This is a genomic window from Streptomyces sp. L500, assembly GCF_054551825.1.
Window position 1 is genome coordinate 1 of the sequence record NZ_JBTOLC010000005.1, and the last position, 14,604, is coordinate 14,604.

The window sequence follows — 14,604 nt, forward strand, 5'->3', positions numbered from 1 at the left end:
GCTTACCTAAGTCAATTGCTTCCCGACATGCTGTCGGCAAAATCCTGCTGTCACGTTACGGCAAGGTCAGGATCTCCGCACCCGATTCCGTCACAACGAGCGTGTGCTCGAACTGGGCCGTCCGCTTCCGGTCCTTGGTGACGACCGTCCAGCCGTCCTCCCACATGTCGTACTCGTGCGTGCCCAGCGTCAGCATCGGCTCGATCGTGAAGGTCATGCCCGGCTGGATGAGCGTGTCGTGGTGGGGGCTGTCGTAGTGGGGGACGATCAGGCCGGAGTGGAAGGACGAGTTGATGCCGTGCCCGGTGAAGTCGCGCACGACGCCGTAGCCGAAGCGCTTGGCGTACGACTCGATGACGCGGCCGATGATGTTGATCCGGCGGCCCGGCTTGACGGCCTTGATCGCCCGGTTGAGCGCCTCGCGCGTGCGCTCGACGAGCAGGCGCGACTCCTCGTCCACGTCGCCGCAGAGGTAGGTGGCGTTGTTGTCGCCGTGCACGCCGCCGATGTAGGCCGTCACGTCGAGATTGACGATGTCGCCGTCGCGCAGCACGGTCGAGTCGGGGATGCCGTGGCAGATGACCTCGTTGATCGAGGCGCACAGCGACTTGGGGAAGCCTCGGTAGCCGAGCGTGGAGGGGTAGGCGCCGTGGTCGCACATGTACTCGTGCGCGACGCGGTCCAGCTCGTCGGTGGTGACGCCGGGGGCGATGTGCTTGGCCGCCTCCTCCATCGCCCGCGCGGCGATGCCGCCCGCGATCCGCATCTTCTCGATGGTCTCGGCGTCCTGGACCTCGGGGCCGTCGTACGGGGTCGGCGCCGGCTTCCCCACGTACTCGGGGCGCCGGATCGAGGCGGGAACGGGGCGGGTGGGGGAGAGTCTCCCCGGGACAAGAAGCGACTGGCCAGACATGTCTGCGAGTGTAGTTGCGATGGAACACACGCTGGAGGAGAGCTGATGGCACTGTTCAAGCGGCGCGCGGCCGGGAAACCGGGCGAGTGGTACTACTGCCTCAAGCACGGCACGGTCGAGGAGGGCCCGGAGTGCCGGGCGGCGGACCGCATGGGCCCGTACGGCTCGCGCGAGGAGGCGTCCCACGCGATGGAGACGGCGCGCGAGCGGGAGGAGGAGTGGCGGGAGGATCCGCGCTGGAAGGACGAGGGGTAGTCCCTCCACCTGGGGCGAAGTCCCTCGCCCCTCCGGGGGGGGGCCGGGGGCTTGCCCCCGGGAAACAGTGAAAGGGCGGGGCTGGGGCATCCTCCCGCCGCGACGGCGAGCAACCCCCGGCCGCGGAGTCCGGCGGTGCCGGACGGCCTCAGGCCGCCTCCGCCACCGCGTCCGGCCCGGTCGCCCCCGCCGCCTTGCGGCGCCGCATCGCCTCCGCGTGCGGATCCGTCCGCTGGTCGTAGGCCATCAGCTTGGGCAGCGACACCGCCAGCAGGCCCACCGCCGCCACGCACGCCAGGCCGCCCGCCCAGACGGACGTGCGGACGCCCGTCAGCGTGGCCATGCCGCCCGCGCGGACCTGGCCGAGCTGCGGGCCGACCGAGTAGGACAGCAGCTCGATGCCCGCGAGGCGGCCGCGCAGCTCGTCCGGGATGGTCTGGTCCCAGATCGCCGAGCGGAACAGGCCGCTCACCGTGTCGCAGCCGCCCGCCACGGCCAGGAAGAACAGCACCGGCCAGATGTCGTCCAGCCACCCCGCCACCGCCATGGCCGCGCCCCAGCCCGCCGCCGCGAGGACGACCATCCGGCCGTGCCGGTGGACGCGGGAGACCCAGCCGCTGGTCAGGCTGACCACGAGGGAGCCGACCGCGCCCGCCCCGTACATCAGGCCCAGCGCCCAGGGGGCGTGGAGCTCGTCCGCCAGGAACGGGAAGATCGCGGTGGGCATCGCGAAGAACATCGCCGCCAGGTCCACCGCGTACGTGCCGAGCAGTTCCTTGCGGCCCCACGCGTAGCGCGCGCCCTCCACGATGCCGCGCAGCGACGGCTTCTCGGCGTCGTGCGAGGCGGGGGAGGGGGAGAGCCCGGCGGTCAGGACGAGGGAGACGGTGAAGGTGGCCACGTCCAGCCCGTAGGCCAGCGGCAGCCCGGCGAAGGCGATGACGACGCCCGCCAGGGAGGGGCCGACGATGGCCCCGAGCTGCCAGCGCATCGAGTTCAGCGCGATCGCGGCGGGCAGCTGCTCGTGCGCCACGATCCGGGGGACGATCGCCTGGAGCGCCGGCCGCTGAAGTCCCGTGAGCGCGCTGACCAGCGCGGCCACCACGTAGAGCGGCCAGATCATGGGATGCGGCAGCAGTGTGTTGAGCAGCAGCAGCGCGCTCAGGACGGCGAGCCCCGCCTCCGTCCACAGGATCAGCTTGCGGCGGTCCAGGGCGTCGGCGAGCGCGCCGCCGTAGAGGCCGAAGACGATCAGCGGTACGAGCTCGACCGCGCCGACCGCGCCCACCGCGAGGGCCGAGCCGGTGAGCTCCTTGAGCTGGAGCGGCAGCGCGATGAAGGTCAGGAAGCTGCCGAAGACCGTGACGAGGCCCGCCAGCCACATGCGGCGGAAGTCCGGGGAGGAGTGCCAGGGGGCGAGGTCGGGCAGCAGGGCGCGTATCCGGCCGGGGGAGGCGTCCGAGGAGGAGGCGTCGGAGGGCGAGTCCGAGGAGGAGTCGTCGGAGGGGGCGGCTGAGGGAGGGGGATGGTGCTCGGTCACGGAGCACCATGGTCCGGACCGCGCGGGCCCGGAGCAAACCGTTTTACCGCCCGCCGCCAGCGGGCCCGCCGCTCGCGCGCAGCGCTCACCGCCCGCCCGTACCGCTCACCACCGGTGCGGCGGCGCCGCCAGCTGGTCCACCAGCCGCGACAGCCGGTCGCGGAAGCGGCGCCCCCGCGCGCCCGGCAGCGGCCCGTTCTCCCCGGCGGCCGCGCTGACCAGGTGCTGCACCGTGTCGAGGTCCAGGCCCGCCGAGTCCGGCACGGCCAGCGCGTCATGGGCGAGCGAGCACAGGTCCCGGTGCGCCACGGGCTCCGGACCGCCGTCGGCCGTCCCGTCCAGGGCCAGTACCGTCGCCCCGCCGCGCCGGGCGTCGTGCACCCGTTCCAGCAGCCCCTCGCCGGCGTTCCCCTCCGCCACCACCAGCAGCGTCTCCCCGCGTCCCGCCGCCTCCAGCCTGCCCAGGCCCACCGACAGGTGCGCGGGCGCGCCGGGCGGCGGGCGGTGCCGGACGAGCGTGGGGGACAGCTCCGGCATACCGGACCAGGCGGCCTCGTCGTCCAGGTGCGCGGCCAGGTGCCAGGGCTCGTAGTGGGCCGTCCCCACCAGCAGCAGCCCGCCGCCGTGCGCCCCGACCGAGCCGCGCAGCGTCCCCGCGAAGCGGCGGGTGTCGCGCACCCACTCGGTCCCGGCCAGTGCCTCGCGCAGCAGCGCGACCCTTACGGCGTCCATGCGCCGCATCCTGCCCCAACCGCCTCATCCGAAAGCGGAGTTGGTGAATGGCTCACCCGTTCGGACGTGGCGGGACGCGGGCGTGACAGTATCGCTGTCATGACTACTTCTGAAGCAGCCAAGGAAGACGCCAAGAAGGTGCCCGCGAAGGACCCTTGGGACCTTCCCGACGTGTCCGGCCTGGTGGTCGGCGTCCTCGGCGGCACCGGTGACCAGGGCCGCGGCCTCGCCTACCGGCTGGCCAAGGCCGGCCAGCAGGTGATCATCGGCTCCCGCGCGGCCGAACGCGCCCAGGCGGCGGCGGAGGAGCTGGGCCTAGGGATCGAGGGGCTCGACAACGCCGAGTGCGCGCGGCGCAGCGACATCGTGATCGTCGCGGTGCCGTGGGAGGGCCACGCCAAGACCCTTGAGGCGCTGCGCGAGGAGCTCGCGGGCAAGCTGGTCGTCGACTGCGTGAACCCGCTCGGCTTCGACAAGCAGGGCGCCTACGCGCTCAAGCCGGAGGAGGGCAGCGCAGCCCAGCAGGCCGCCGCGCTGCTGCCGGAGTCGCGGGTGACCGCCGCCTTCCACCACCTGTCCGCCGTGCTGCTCTCCGACCCCGAGGTCGCGGAGATCGACACCGATGTGATGGTGCTGGGCGAGAAGCGGGCCGACACCGACGTCGTGCAGGCCCTCGCCGGCCGGATCCCCGGGATGCGCGGCGTCTACGCGGGCCGGCTGCGCAACGCCCACCAGGTCGAGTCGCTCGTCGCCAACCTGATCTCCGCCAACCGCCGCTACAAGGCGCACGCGGGCCTGCGCGTCACCGACGTCTGACAGCCGGCGTCACCGGGCGTCCGGCGTCCGGTGTCACCGGGCGTCCGGCGTCCGGTGTCACCGGCGTCCGGCGGCCGGCGGGCATGGGGGACAATGACCGGGATCGTACGCACATGCGCCCCGGACCCGGAGTAGGAGCCGCCCCCATGCCCCGCCTCGCCCTCTACGCCTTCGCCGTCTGCGTCCTCGCCGTCGCCGCGGCCGTCGTCTCGTTCGCGCGGGGCAGCTGGCTCGGCGTCGTGTGGATCCTGCTGCTGGGCGTCTCGTCCAACATCGCCTGGTACTACGTGCGCAAGGCGAAGAACGACAAGGCTGCCGCGGCCGCCGCCGGGCGCTGACGCGCCCGGCGCGAGCTGCCGGTCAGCCCAGGTCGAGCGCGTTCAGCGGCGGGATCTCCGGCGTCCCCTGCCAGAAGCGGAACAGCTCCTGGCCCCAGTAGGTGTCCCACTCCGTGATGCCCAGGGTCCGCAGGACCGCGTCGACCATGTCGAAGAACGCGTGGTTGACCTCGGGGATCCACAGGAAGCCGAAGACCGCGAGCAGCCCGAACGGCGCGAAGGGCTCCACCTGCCGGCGCACCTTCGGCGACAGCCACGGCTCGATGATCCCGTAGCCGTCCAGGCCAGGCACCGGCAGCAGGTTCAGGATCGTGGCGGTGACCTCCAGCAGGGCCAGGAACGCGAGGGCGTAGCGGAAGTGGTCCGGGACGCCGTCCAGCGCGTGCAGCCAGAACGGGGCGGTGACCACGACCGCGAACACGAGGTTCGTGAGCGGGCCGGCGGCGGAGATCAGGCTGTGCTTCCAGCGGCCCCGGATGCGGTGGCGCTCGATGAAGACGGCACCGCCCGGCAGACCGATCCCGCCCATGATCACGAAGACCACCGGCAGCACGATGCTCAGCAGCGCGTGGGTGTACTTGAGCGGGTTGAGGGTGAGATAGCCCTTCGACCCGATCGTGATGTCACCGCCGTGGAGGGCCGTGCGGGCGTGCGCGTACTCGTGGAGGCACAGCGAGACGATCCAGGCCGAGACGACGAAGAGGAAGACCGCGAAGCCCGGCGACGCCGAGTAGTCCGTCCACACCGCCCATATGGAGACCGCCATGATGGCGACGAGGGCGAGGAAGACAGGGCTCACTCGCCCTTCGCCACGGGTCGCTTGCGTTGCCATGCCGCTGCTCCTGAACTCGTCTGGACCGTGGGAATTGTCCGGGCGTACGAACGTACCGGGTGACCGTACTCGGTGGGCCCGGGCCACGCGTAGTGGCCGACTGCTCGATCATGTACCGGACACGGGACAATGGGCCGGTGCGTTACGGCATCCTTGGCACCACCTCGGCCCACTCCGACGACGGTCAGCCCCTGGCCCTCGGCGGTTCCCGGCTGCGCGCGCTCCTGGCGGCGCTGGCTCTTCGCCCCGGACGGATCCAGAGCGTGCCCGCGCTGATCGACGCCGTCTGGGACGGCGAGCCGCCCGCCGACGCGACGGGCGCCCTCCAGGCGCTCGTCGGACGGCTGCGCCGGGTCGTCGGCCGGGAGGCGGTGGCCTCCGCGCCCGGCGGCTACCGGCTGTGCGCCGAGCCCGACGACGTCGACCTCCACCGCTTCGAGCGCCTCGCCGACGAGGGGGAACGGGCGCTCGCCGACGGCGACCCCGCGAAGGCGGCGGTCCTCCTCGACGACGCCCTCGCCCTCTGGCGCGGCCCGGCCCTCGCCGACCTGCCGGGCGCCACCGCCACGGCCGGCGCCCGGCCCGAGGCCCGCCGCCTCGCCGCCCGCCGCGCCCGGCTGGCCGCGACGGTGGCCCTCGGCGACGCGGCCGGGGCTCTGCCCGCCCTGGCCGAGCTGTGCGCCGAGCACCCGCTCGACGAGCCCCTCCACGCCCTCCGCCTGCGCGCGCTGCGCGCGGCGGGGCGGCCGGCGGAGGCGCTCGCCGCGTACGAGGCCGTGCGCCGGCACCTGGCCGATCGCCTCGGGACGGAACCGGGGCCCGAGCTGCGTGCGCTCCACGCGGAGCTGCTTTCGGGGTCGGAGCCCTCGGGGTCGGCCGAGGCCGGTTCGGCACCGCCGGTCACGAGCGTCGTGGCCGATCGCCGTGGCGGCGGGGAGGGTGCCCCAGTCCCGCCCCTTCCCGTTTCCCGGGGGCACGCCCCCGGCCCCCCGGAAGCCCGGACCGGGGAAGGAGCGGCGAGCCCGGCGGTGCCGGACAGAGCGCATCGTGGCAACCTCCGCGCCCGCCTCACCTCCTTCGTCGGGCGTGAGGACGACATCGACCGCATCCGGGAGGACCTGACGCGGCACCGCCTGGTCACCCTCCTCGGCCCCGGTGGCGCCGGGAAGACCCGGCTGTCGCAGGAGGCCGCCGAGACCGCCGCCGGGCCGTGGCCCGACGGCGTGTGGTTCGCCGAGCTCGCGCCCGTCGACGACCCGGCCACCGTGCCCGAGGCGGTGCTGACCGCCCTCGGCGCCCGCGAGACCGTGGTGCGCGGCACCACCGCCGAGGGGCTCCGGGCGGCCACCGACGCCACCGCGCTCGACCCCCTGGCCCGGGTCGCCGAGCACTGCGAGCGGCGCCGGATGCTGCTCGTCCTCGACAACTGCGAGCACGTGATCGACGCCGCCGCCCGGCTCGCCGAGACGCTCCTCGCCCACTGCCCCGGCGTCACCGTGCTCGCCACCAGCCGCGAACCGCTCGCCGTCCCCGGCGAGCTGGTGCGTCCCGTGGAGCCGCTGCCCGACCCGGTCGCGCTGCGGCTGCTCGCCGACCGGGGCGCGGCCGCCCGGCCCGGCTTCCGGGTGGCGGACGACCCCGAGGCCTGCGCCGAGATCTGCCGCCGCCTGGACGGCCTGCCGCTGGCCGTCGAACTGGCCGCCGCCCGGCTGCGGATGCTCACACCGCGCATGCTCGCCGACCGGCTCGACGACCGCTTCCGGCTGCTGACCTCGGGCAGCCGTACCGTCCTGCCGCGCCAGCAGACCCTGCGCGCGGTCGTCGACTGGTCGTGGGACCTGTTGGACGAACCCGAGCGCGCGGTGCTGCGCCGGCTGGCGGTGTTCTCCGGCGGCTGCGGCCTGGAGTCGGCCGAGGAGGTGTGCGCGGACGGCACCGCCGTCACGGCCCCGGACGTGGCGGCGCTGCTCGGCTCGCTGGTCGACAAATCGCTGGTGGTGGCCGTGCCCACGGCGGACGGCGAGATGCGCTACCGGTTGCTGGAGACCGTCGGGGAGTACTCCGCCGAGCGGCTGGAGGAGGCCGGTGAACGGGCGGACGCCCAGCACCGGCACATGGTGGCCTTCCGGGAACTCGCCCGTACCGCCGACCCGGCGCTGCGCGGCCCGGGACAGCGCGCCTGGCTGGACCGGCTGGAGCTGGAACACGACAACCTGCGCACCGCCCTGCGCCACGCCGTCGCCACGGGCGACGAGCAGGAGGCGCTGTGTCTGGTGCTGTCCCTGGGCTGGTTCTGGCAGTTGCGCGACCACCGGGCCGACGCCCGGCACTGGGCCGACGCGGCGGCCGGGCTGGGCCCGGACCCGTTCGCCGAGCCCGTCCCGCTCGCCCGGCCGCTGTTCGAGTCGTGCACCGCCGAGCCCCCGCCGATGGAGGGGGAGGTCCTGCTGGAGGCGCGGCGCGGGGTGCGGCTGCTGGCGCTGGCCAACAACGAGTCGGACCTTCGGGTGTTGGGCACCCCGGAGACGCAGCGGCGGCTGCGGGGCATCATCACCGCGTACGGCGAGGGGCAGCCGCAGAACTGCCGGGTGCCCGGGATGATGTGGTTCTTCGCGCTGTTGCTGACCGGCTCGGTCGAAGACCTGTGCGCGGTCGCGGACCGGGCCGTGGAGCGCTGCCGTGAGCTCGGGTACACATGGGAGCTCGCCAACACCCTCCAACTGCGGGCCAAGCTGCTCAACGAGCAGCCGGAACGGGCCGTTCAGGGCAGCCTGGACGCCGACGAGAGCCTGGAGATCTTCACCCGGCTCGGTGACGAGTGGGGCATCGCCGAGGCGCTGTCCAGCCGGGCGGAGGCCCACCAGCGGGAGGGCCGCTTCCACCACGCCGCCGAGGACTACCGCGCCGCGATCGAGCGGGTGCGCGCCGTCGGCTCCGAGGGGCAGGTGCCGCACCTGAGTTCCCGGCTCACCGATGTGCTCCTGGAGGCCGGCGCCATCGACCTGGCGGAGGGGGAGCGGCGGTACCGTGAGGCGCTGGAGGCGCTGGAGAAGGACCACCCCGACGCGGCCGCCTTCATCCACGTCCAGCTCGGCATCCTGCTCGCCCGCTCGGGCCGCACCACCGAGGCCCGCCTGCATTTCGGCCACATGGTCGACGAGTTCGGGCGGCGTCACCTGGCCCTCTTCGAGGGCATGATCCTGGGCCTGACCGCCTGGCTGGACACCCTGGAGGGCCGGCCGGAGGAGGCGCTGCCCAAGCTGCGCGAGGGGCTGGCGAAGCTGGACGGCGATCCGCTGGTCCATCTGGTCGCCGCGCACCTGCCGTCGGTGCACCTGCTGACCGCCGCGTTCGCCCACGTGGAGACCGGCGGCCGGGAGGGCGCGCTGCGGGCGGCCCGGCTCCTGGGCGCCGCCGTGACGCAGCGGCCGCCCGGCCACTTCGTCATCGCGCACGAGCGGGAGATCCGGGAACGCATAGCGGAGCGGGCCCGTGCCGAGCTCGGCGCCGAGGCGTACGAGCGCGCGTACGCCGAGGGCGCCCGCCTCTCCCCCACGGAGGCGGCCGCCCTCGTCTGAACCCGCGCCGACCGGACCGGCAACGTCCGGGTCGCGCGCCGTATGACGCGACCGGTGGCTGCCGTGCCGTCAGGTCTTGCGGCGGAACTTCGACACCGCCAGCGGCGCGGTCACCAGCGTGATCGCCGCCGCCCAGGCCAGCGTCATCCACACCGAGTGGGCCACCGGACCGCCGTTGATCAGGTTGCGGGCGGCGTCGGCGAGGTTGGAGAGCGGGTTGTACTTGGTGAAGCCCTCCAGCCAGCCGGGCATCTTCGTCGTGGGGGCGAAGATGGAGCTGCCGAACTGCAGGGGCATGAGCACAAGCATGGCGACCCCCTGGACGGCCTGGGCCGTCTTCATGGTCAGACCCAGCAGGATGAAGATCCACATCAGTGAGGCGCCGAAGGCCATGGCGAGCGCCACGGCCGCCAGCAGGTGGAGCACCGAGGTGTGGACGGTCAGGCCGAGGGCGAAGCCCATCGCCAGCAGGATCGAGGTCGCGACGAGCATCCGGCCGGCCTCGACGACGATCTTCGCGATGAGGACGGAGGACCGGGCTATCGGCATCGTGCGGAAGCGGTCCATCACCCCCTTCTTGAAATCGTCGTTGACGCCCGTGCCGACCGCCATGGCGATGTTCATGCCCATCATCGCCATCAGGCCCGGCACCAGGTAGTTCACGTACTCCTGCTCGTGGCCCTTGCCGGCGATGTTGCCGCCGAAGACATAGGTGAACAGCAGGATGAAGATGACCGGCATCAGGACGGCGTCGAACATCGACTCCGGGTCCGCCTTGATCTGCAGCATGTTGCGGCGCGCGAGCGCGCTGATGTGCCGCAGGTTGGCGCGCGGGCCGATCCGGCCGTCGTGGGCGGGCGCCGCCACGGGCGCGTCGATCGTCGCCGCGCTCATGCCGCGACCTCCTCGGGTGCGTCGGTACGGATGGTGTCGTCGCTGCCGGCGGCGTCCGTGGGCTCGGCCCCGGTGGACGCCTTCTTGCCCGTCACCGCCAGGAACACCTCGTCCAGGCTGGGCAGATGGGTGCTGATCCCCGAGATGGCGAAGCCGCGCTCGCCCAGCAGCCCGACCACGGCGGTCAGCTGCTCGTCGCTGACGATCGGGACGTTGACCACGCCCTCCGCCTCGTCGGCGGTCGCGCCGGCGATGCCCGCCAGCCCGGCCAGCTCCACCGCCTCGGCCATCCGCGCCAGCTCGGCGCGGTCGGCCGGGCGTATCTGCAGGGTGCGGCCGCCGACCTTGGCCTTGAGCTCGTCGATCCGGCCGCCCGCGATCACCCGGCCCCGGTCGACGACCGTCAGCTCGTCGGCGAGCTGCTCGGCCTCCTCCATGTACTGGGTGGTGAGCAGGACGGTCGCGCCCTCGGCCACCATCCGCTGGACCTCCGTCCACACCTCGTTCCGCGTGCGCGGGTCGAGGCCGGTGGTGGGCTCGTCCAGATAGAGGACCGACGGCTGCCCGATCATGGAGGCGGCCAGGTCGAGCCGGCGACGCATACCGCCCGAGTACTGCATGGCGGGGCGCTTGGCGGCCTCCGTCAGCGAGAAGCGCTCCAGCATCTCCTCGGCCCGGCGGCGGGCGTCCTTGCGGGAGAGGTCGAGCAGCCGCCCGATCATGTAGAGGTTCTCCACGCCGGAGAGCTTCTCGTCGACCGAGGCGTACTGGCCGGTCAGCCCGATGACCCGGCGCAGCTGCCGGGGCTGGGTCAGCACGTCGTACCCGGCGACCCGGGCGCTGCCGGCGTCCGGCCGGAGCAGCGTCGACAGGCATCTGACGAGCGTGGTCTTGCCGGCGCCGTTGGGGCCGAGGACACCGAGGACGGTGCCCTCGCGTACGTCCAGATCGACCCCGTCGAGGGCCTTGGTGGCACCGAAGTGCTTGACCAGGCCCCGTACTTCCACCGCGTTGCCGCCGCGGCGGGGGATGTCGTTTCGCGTCATGCCCACCACGGTGCCAGGGGGCACTGACATCGGGCCGACAGCCTGTGGACGACGTCGGCGGCCCACCGACAGATCACCGACAGGCCGCCGACACTAGACGTGTACGCCTAGTGGAACGAGTGCTCCTCCGCCGGGTAGGCGCCGTTCACGACGTCCTCGGCGAATCCCTTGGCCGCGTCCGCGAGGACATCGCGCAGCTTCGCGTACTGCTTGACGAAGCGCGGCAGGCGGCCGGGCGTCATGCCGGCCATGTCCGTCCACACCAGGACCTGCGCGTCGCACTCCACGCCCGCGCCGATGCCGACCGTGGGGATGTGGAGGATGCGGGTGACCTCGGCGGCGAGCTCCGCCGGGACCAGCTCCAGGACGACCGCGAAGGCGCCCGCGTCCTGGACGGCCTTGGCGTCGCGCAGCAGCTGCTGGGCCGCCTCCTCGCCGCGGCCCTGGACCGGGTAGCCGCCGTAGGCGTTGACGGACTGCGGGGTGAGGCCGATGTGGGCCATCACCGGGATGCCGGCCTGGACCAGCAGCTCGATCTGGTGGGCCGAGCGCTCGCCGCCCTCCAGCTTGACCGCGCCGACCCCGGCCTCCTTCACCAGCCGGGTGGCGCTGCGCAGCGCCTGGACCGGGCCCTCCTGGTACGAGCCGAAGGGCAGGTCGCCGACGATGAGGGCGCGCTTGGTGCCGCGTACGACGGCCGCCGACAGCAGGGTCATCTCGTCCATGGTGACCGGCACCGTGGACTCGTAGCCGAGGTGACAGTTGCCCATGGAGTCGCCGACGAGCATGACGGGTATGCCGGCCTCGTCGAAGACGGAGGCGGTCATCGCGTCGTAGGCGGTGAGCATGGGCCACTTCTCGCCGCGCTCCTTGGCGGCGGCGATGTCACGGACGGTGATGCGCCGGGAACTCGTACCTCCGTACAGCGCCTTGTCGCTCTTGCGGCTGCTGTCGGGGGTCTTCAAGGCATGCGTCATTGCCGTGGCTCCTGTGTTCGTCGTCTCGAGGCGCCCTGACGGCGTCCCCGGATCACCTCCATGCTGACACGCCCCTCCCGGGGGCGGTAGTGACCCCCCGGGAAACTTCTTGTACGACGCATGCGGTGTGTGGCGCCCCGCTCGCGGGCGTAATGACGGCGGTGTAAGGACGGCTGCGCAAGGACGGCTGCGTAAAGGCGGCAGTGCAAAGACCGCTCAATACGGAACGGGTCCGTCTCGAAATAACCGTAGGGTGGACGCATGGCAACCCCCGGGGCCGCGCCGCCCCCCTCCCGCCGGGTCCCCGAGGCCGTCCACCGCAGACGCTGGGCGATCCTCGCCGTGCTGCTGCTCAGCCTGCTCATGGTCGTCCTGGGCAACTCCGTCCTCAACGTGGCGATGAAGACGATCGCCGCGCCCGCCCCCACCGGTCTCGGCGCCACCCAGAGCGAGCTGGAGTGGGCCATCAACGCCTACACGCTCGTCTTCGCCGGGATACTGTTCACGGCCGGCCTGCTGGGCGACCGGCTGGGCCGCAAGAAGGTCCTGCTCTTCGGCATGGTGGTGTTCGGCCTCGGCTCCGCCCTCGCCGCCGTGGCGGGCTCGCCCGGAGAGCTGATCGCCTACCGGGCCGTGATGGGCCTCGGCGGCGCGTTCGTGATGCCCGCCACCCTCGCGATCATCATGAACGTCTTCGAGCGCGAGGAGCAGCCCAAGGCCATCGGCATCTGGGCGGGCGCGGTCGGGCTGGCCATCGCCATGGGGCCGATCGCCGGCGGCCTGCTGCTGAGCCGCTTCTGGTGGGGCTCGGTCTTCCTGATCAACATCCCGATCGTGGCCGTCGCCCTCGTCGCGATGACGATCCTCGTCCCCGACTCCAAGGACCCCCGCCCGGGCCGGCTCGACCCGCTCGGCGTGCTGCTGTCCGTCGTGGGGCTCGTCCTGCTGGTCTACGGCATCATCACGGGCGGCCGGCTCGCCGACTTCACCGTGCCCGAGGTCTACGGCACGGCGGCCGCGGGGCTGCTCGTACTGACCCTGTTCGTGCTGCACGAGCGGCGCAGCGAGCACCCCGCCCTCGACGTGCGCTACTTCCGCAACCCGGCCTTCTCCGCCGCGGTGACCTCGCTGGCGCTGGTCTTCTTCGCCCTGATGGGCGTCACGTTCCTCATGGTCTTCTACCTCCAGAGCGCCCGCGGCTACAGCCCGCTGCACAGCGGGCTGCTGATGCTGCCGCTGGCCGCCGCCCAGATGGTCTTCGCGCCGCGCGCCCGGCTGGCCGTCGCCCGCTTCGGGGCGCGGGCGGTGTGCACCGGCGGCATGGTGATGGTCGCGATCACCATGGCGGGCTACGTCCTGCTGGACCGGGACGGGCCGGTCTGGCTGATGGAGGTGCTCTTCTTCTGCCAGGGCACCGCGATGGCCCACATCAGCCCGCCGGCCACCGTCTCGATCATGCAGTCGCTGCCCCGGGAGAAGGCGGGCTCCGGCTCCGCCGTGAACAACACGTTCCGGCAGCTCGGCGCCGCGCTCGGGGTGGCCGTCCTCGGCTCGCTCCTCTCGGCCGTCTACCGCTCGGGCATCCGCGACCGGCTCGACGCCGTACCCGGCCTGAGCGCGGACGCCCGGCACGCGGCGGGCGAGTCCATCGAGGCCACCCTGACCGCCGCCCGGCGGCTCGGCCCGGCCGGCCACGAGCTCGTCGGCCCGGCCCGCGACGCCTTCGTCCACGCCATGCACGTCACCGTCCTCGGCGCGAGCGCCGTCGCCCTGCTGGGCGCGCTCGTCGCCGCGCTCTTCCTGCCCGCCGGCCGGCCCGGCCGCCCCGGCGGGGGCGCTGCCTCGCCGGGCGCGGCGGAGAGGGCGGAAGAGGCGGAAGAGGGCGCGGGGGCGGGCCAGTGAGCGGCGGGCGGGTGAGCGGTGCGCCCGTGAGCGACGGGCCCGTGAGTGGCGTGCCCGTTCCGGCGGAGCGGCGCGGGAGGCCGCGCAGCGCCGCCGTCGACCGGGCCGTCATCGAGACCGTGCTGCGGCTCCTCGAGGACGGCATGACGGTCGCCGAGCTGTCCATGGAGCGGATAGCCCGCGAGGCGGGCGTCGGCAAGGCCACCGTCTACCGGCGCTGGGCGGGCAAGGAGGCGCTGATGCTCGACGTGCTGCGCTCCCTCGACGCCGGCGCCCCCGAGCTCGCCGGCGGCCCGGCCCGCGACGACCTCGTCGCCCTGCTGGAGTTCCTGCGCCGGCGCGGCCTGGCCAAACGCTCCTCGGCCGTGCTGCGGACGGCCGTCGCGCAGGTCCGCGCCCACCCCCGGTTGTGGCAGGAGTACCACGACACGGTCGTCGCCGCCCGGCGCCGCGCCTTCCACGAGGTGCTGCGGCGCGGCATGGCGGCGGGGGAGATCCGGGCCGATCTCGACGTCGACCTCCTCACCGACCTCTTCGTCAGCCCCATGCTCTCCCGCGCGATCCTCCACGACTGGCAGGAGCTGCCGGAGGGGCTGGCCGAGCAGATCGTCGACACGGTCCTGGAGGGCGTGCGCGCCCGCCCGGCGGCCGGCCCAGGTGACTCGCCCGGGTCGTCCGGCGCCGCCGTTCCGGGCCGGAAGTCCTGATTCCGGAGGGTTCCGGGTGGCCTGGGACGTCCTCATGTGCCCGTTCTGTCACAGCATCCCGTGCCGGGCCCGCA

General features: G+C 73.3%; 13 protein-coding genes. 6 read left to right on the forward strand and 7 right to left on the reverse strand.

From position 1 onward, the window contains the following. Positions 1-55: 55 nt before the first annotated feature. The gene (gene map, locus ACX9I7_RS07620; RefSeq protein ID WP_189451862.1) at positions 56-913 is read right to left on the reverse strand and encodes a type I methionyl aminopeptidase; all 858 of its coding nucleotides are present in this window, start codon (positions 911-913) and stop codon (positions 56-58) included. Positions 914-958: 45 nt separating this feature from the next. Between map and ACX9I7_RS07625 the strand changes: the two genes are divergently transcribed. Continuing rightward, positions 959-1,168: a hypothetical protein gene (locus ACX9I7_RS07625; protein ID WP_358626151.1), complete on the forward strand. Its 210-nt coding sequence runs from the start codon at positions 959-961 to the stop codon at positions 1,166-1,168. A 148-nt stretch (positions 1,169-1,316) separates the two neighbouring features. Here the strand turns inward: ACX9I7_RS07625 and ACX9I7_RS07630 are convergent, their stop codons facing one another. Further along, positions 1,317-2,609, reverse strand: a complete 1,293-nt coding sequence (locus ACX9I7_RS07630; RefSeq protein ID WP_459386959.1) for an MFS transporter — start codon at positions 2,607-2,609, stop codon at positions 1,317-1,319. Between the two features lie 204 nt (positions 2,610-2,813). Further along, on the reverse strand, positions 2,814-3,440 hold the full coding sequence (locus ACX9I7_RS07635) for a hypothetical protein (protein WP_459386878.1): 627 nt from the start codon (positions 3,438-3,440) through the stop codon (positions 2,814-2,816). Positions 3,441-3,539: 99 nt separating this feature from the next. Here ACX9I7_RS07635 and npdG point away from each other — a divergent pair, with 99 nt between their 5' ends. Both npdG and ACX9I7_RS07645 read left to right on the forward strand, forming a co-directional pair. Continuing rightward, entirely contained in the window at positions 3,540-4,256 is a 717-nt protein-coding gene (npdG, locus tag ACX9I7_RS07640) for an NADPH-dependent F420 reductase (RefSeq protein WP_387574517.1), read from the forward strand. A 146-nt stretch (positions 4,257-4,402) separates the two neighbouring features. Further along, complete coding sequence (locus ACX9I7_RS07645) at positions 4,403-4,594, forward strand: hypothetical protein (RefSeq protein ID WP_387574515.1); 192 nt, start codon at positions 4,403-4,405, stop codon at positions 4,592-4,594. Positions 4,595-4,616: 22 nt separating this feature from the next. On the opposite strand, the gene ACX9I7_RS07650 is transcribed toward ACX9I7_RS07645, so the two are convergent. Beyond that, the gene (locus ACX9I7_RS07650) at positions 4,617-5,426 is read right to left on the reverse strand and encodes a site-2 protease family protein (RefSeq protein WP_387574513.1); all 810 of its coding nucleotides are present in this window, start codon (positions 5,424-5,426) and stop codon (positions 4,617-4,619) included. A gap of 110 nt (positions 5,427-5,536) precedes the next feature. On the opposite strand from ACX9I7_RS07650, the gene ACX9I7_RS07655 reads away from it, so the two are divergent. Then, complete coding sequence (locus tag ACX9I7_RS07655) at positions 5,537-9,004, forward strand: AfsR/SARP family transcriptional regulator (protein ID WP_459386879.1); 3,468 nt, start codon at positions 5,537-5,539, stop codon at positions 9,002-9,004. Positions 9,005-9,073: 69 nt separating this feature from the next. On the opposite strand, the gene ACX9I7_RS07660 is transcribed toward ACX9I7_RS07655, so the two are convergent. The 3 genes from ACX9I7_RS07660 to panB all read right to left on the reverse strand — a co-directional run bounded on the left by ACX9I7_RS07660 (position 9,074) and on the right by panB (position 11,921). Then, on the reverse strand, positions 9,074-9,898 hold the full coding sequence (locus ACX9I7_RS07660) for an ABC transporter permease (RefSeq protein WP_189451854.1): 825 nt from the start codon (positions 9,896-9,898) through the stop codon (positions 9,074-9,076). Continuing rightward, positions 9,895-10,944: an ATP-binding cassette domain-containing protein gene (locus tag ACX9I7_RS07665; RefSeq protein ID WP_459386880.1), complete on the reverse strand. Its 1,050-nt coding sequence runs from the start codon at positions 10,942-10,944 to the stop codon at positions 9,895-9,897. The genes ACX9I7_RS07660 and ACX9I7_RS07665 overlap by 4 nt, the downstream gene beginning before the upstream one ends. A 107-nt stretch (positions 10,945-11,051) precedes the next feature. Beyond that, on the reverse strand, positions 11,052-11,921 hold the full coding sequence (gene panB, locus ACX9I7_RS07670) for a 3-methyl-2-oxobutanoate hydroxymethyltransferase (protein WP_387574506.1): 870 nt from the start codon (positions 11,919-11,921) through the stop codon (positions 11,052-11,054). 261 nt (positions 11,922-12,182) lie between these two features. Here panB and ACX9I7_RS07675 point away from each other — a divergent pair, with 261 nt between their 5' ends. Both ACX9I7_RS07675 and ACX9I7_RS07680 read left to right on the forward strand, forming a co-directional pair. Beyond that, positions 12,183-13,823, forward strand: coding sequence for a DHA2 family efflux MFS transporter permease subunit (locus tag ACX9I7_RS07675; RefSeq protein WP_459386881.1), 1,641 nt, complete (start codon positions 12,183-12,185; stop codon positions 13,821-13,823). 26 nt (positions 13,824-13,849) lie between these two features. Then, positions 13,850-14,530 (forward strand): TetR/AcrR family transcriptional regulator C-terminal ligand-binding domain-containing protein, encoded by a 681-nt coding sequence (locus tag ACX9I7_RS07680; protein ID WP_387574502.1) that lies wholly within the window; start codon positions 13,850-13,852, stop codon positions 14,528-14,530. Positions 14,531-14,604: the final 74 nt, after the last annotated feature.